The 2,264-nt window shown below is 70.5% G+C and carries 2 protein-coding genes and 1 pseudogene; 2 read left to right on the forward strand and 1 reads right to left on the reverse strand.

All coding sequences use genetic code 11. The annotated features are described in order from the left end of the window. A pseudogene (locus ACTS11_RS10530) lies at positions 1-566 on the reverse strand (hypothetical protein); the annotation flags it as partial. Positions 567-808: 242 nt separating this feature from the next. Here ACTS11_RS10530 and infC point away from each other — a divergent pair. After that, entirely contained in the window at positions 809-1,300 is a 492-nt protein-coding gene (gene infC, locus ACTS11_RS10535) for a translation initiation factor IF-3 (protein ID WP_442640268.1), read from the forward strand. Positions 1,301-1,542: 242 nt separating this feature from the next. Beyond that, complete coding sequence (locus ACTS11_RS10540; RefSeq protein ID WP_442640269.1) at positions 1,543-2,205, forward strand: VPLPA-CTERM sorting domain-containing protein; 663 nt, start codon at positions 1,543-1,545, stop codon at positions 2,203-2,205. Positions 2,206-2,264: the final 59 nt, after the last annotated feature.

Genomic DNA, 2,264 nt, shown 5'->3' on the forward strand with positions numbered 1-2,264 from the left:
GGCGGGGGGGCCGCCGGCTCGGCGGCGCCGGGTAGGGCAGATGCCGCCTCGCCCGCCGGGGCCGGGCCCCCGGCGGAGGCCTCCGGGGCTGCCCCGCTCGCGGCCTCGGCCGGGGCGGTCTCGTCCACGGCTTCCAGCGCGGCGTCCGCGGCATCCTCGAGGGCAGCGGCGGCCTCGGCGGCGGTCTCCGCGAGGCTCTGGGCCGCGGGCGCAACCGCATCTGCGGCGGCATCCGCCGCCCCGGTCACGGCCTCGCCGACGGCGGCGGCGGCATCGGAGGCCTCCTCGGCCAGGGCGGCGGCGGCATCGGTCGCCTCCTCGGCCCCTGTCGCAACGGCTTCGACCGCGTCCTCGACCGCGTCCGCGGCGGCTTCGGAGGCCTCTTCGAGCGGCGACGGCGCGTCTTCCGCAGCCAGGGCGGCGCCCTCCACGGAGGTGTCCGCGCCTGTGTCCGTAGCCGGGGCGGTCTCCGGCGCGGCGGTCTCGGGCGGCGCGGCACGGCTCAGGAAATACCCCGCGGCCCCGAGGCTCGCGAGAATGACGATAACGATCAGGACGCGACTCATGCTGGTTCCCACGCGGCTCCGGTGACTGCCCGCCCGGCTACACAAGCCGTGCCGCACCCGCAATGCCGCGGGCGCGAAAGGCCCGAACCCGGCAGGGAACCGCCCAGAGACCCCGCCAAATCGCCTTGAAAGACAGGCCCCTTGACGATACCTTGCGTGCTCAAATTCCAGGCTACAGAAGGACGAACCCCATAGCCCGCAGACCCCACAACGCGCCGCCGACCCGCGATACCGGCCCGCGCGTGAACGACCGCATCCGCGGCCCCGAGATTCGGCTGATCGGACCCGAGGGCGAGAACCTCGGTGTCGTGCATCCGGCCCGGGCGCTCGATCTCGCCGTCGAAGCCGGCCTCGACCTCGTCGAGATCTCGCCCAACGCCACGCCCCCCGTCTGCAAGATCATGGACTTCGGCAAGTTCAAGTACGAGACGCAGAAGAAGGAAGCCGAGGCGCGGAAGAAGCAGAAGATCATCGAGATCAAGGAAGTGAAGTTCCGCCCCAACACCGACACGCACGACTACGAAGTGAAGATGCGCAACGTGGTCCGCTTCCTCGAGGGCGGCGACAAGGTGAAGGTGACGCTCCGCTTCCGCGGTCGCGAGATGGCGCACCAGAACCTCGGGCGCGAACTGCTCGAGCGGGTCGCGGCGGATGTCGAGGGCCTCGGCAAGATCGAGAACATGCCCAAGATGGAAGGCCGCCAGATGGTCATGATGATCGGCCCGGCGAAATAGCGCCAGGTTTTCCGGAGGCGAGACGAGGCGCGCCCGCCCGGCGCGCCTTTTTTCATGGCGCTCCGGGGGGGCCGCGACGATTGGTGCGGAATCCCGGACGCTGTGTTCGCGCCGTCCGCGGCGAATGCGCCTCAAAATGTGACGAAAACGTGGTAGCTCCGTGGCGGAAGTCGGCGCACACCGATGCGACCGGGTTCCGGAGTGCATGGCGCGGAGTGAAGCGCCCAAGGAGTTTTTGTAGCATGAAGACCCATTTCACCGCCGCAGCCCTGTCGGTGGCCCTGGCCATCGCCGGAAGCGCGCAGGCATCGACCGTTCTGAACGGAAGCTTCGAGGACGTGTCCGGCGGAACGGTCCTGCTCGACAGCGGGTCGTGGAAGGTCTACGGGACGCTGCCGGGCTGGACGACGGTGTCCGGCAACGGCATCGAGGTGCAGACCAATCCCACGCTGGGGTTCATCGACGCGCAGGATGGCCGGCGCTACGTCGAGCTCGACAGCCACCCGGTGACCGGGTCCAACACAACGATGCGCCAGCAGGTGCATCTGGGCGTCGGCAGCTACGACCTGTCCTTCTTCTTCAGCCCCCGCACGCGGGACGCCTCGACGAACGGCATCTTCTTCAGCGTCGCCGAAGCCCTCGGCGGCGGCCTGCTGAACTATGGCGAGGTCACGGGGCCGGGCGGCCCCTACCAGGTCGGCACCTGGACCGAGGTGGTGTCGCGCTTCACCGTGAGCACGGCGGGTCTGTTCAACCTCGACTTCGGCGCGACCGGACGCGGGGACACGCTCGGCGGGCTGATCGACAACGTGTCGATCGCGCCCGTCCCGCTGCCGGCCGGGGCGCTGCTCCTGCTGACGGCGATCGGCGGCCTCGCCGTGGCGCGCCGGCGCACAACGGCCTGACGCAGCCCGGGACGACAGGAAAACGCCCGCTCCGGCGATGACCGGGGCGGGCGCTGTCA

This window comes from Roseicyclus sp., from assembly GCF_052168335.1.
Lineage (GTDB): Bacteria > Pseudomonadota > Alphaproteobacteria > Rhodobacterales > Rhodobacteraceae > Roseibacterium.

Bases quoted from the DNA above. Each gene is read 5' to 3' on its own strand.
- ACTS11_RS10540 (WP_442640269.1), top strand. From the start codon at position 1,543: ATGAAGACCCATTTCACCGCCGCAGCCCTGTCGGTGGCCCTGGCCATC.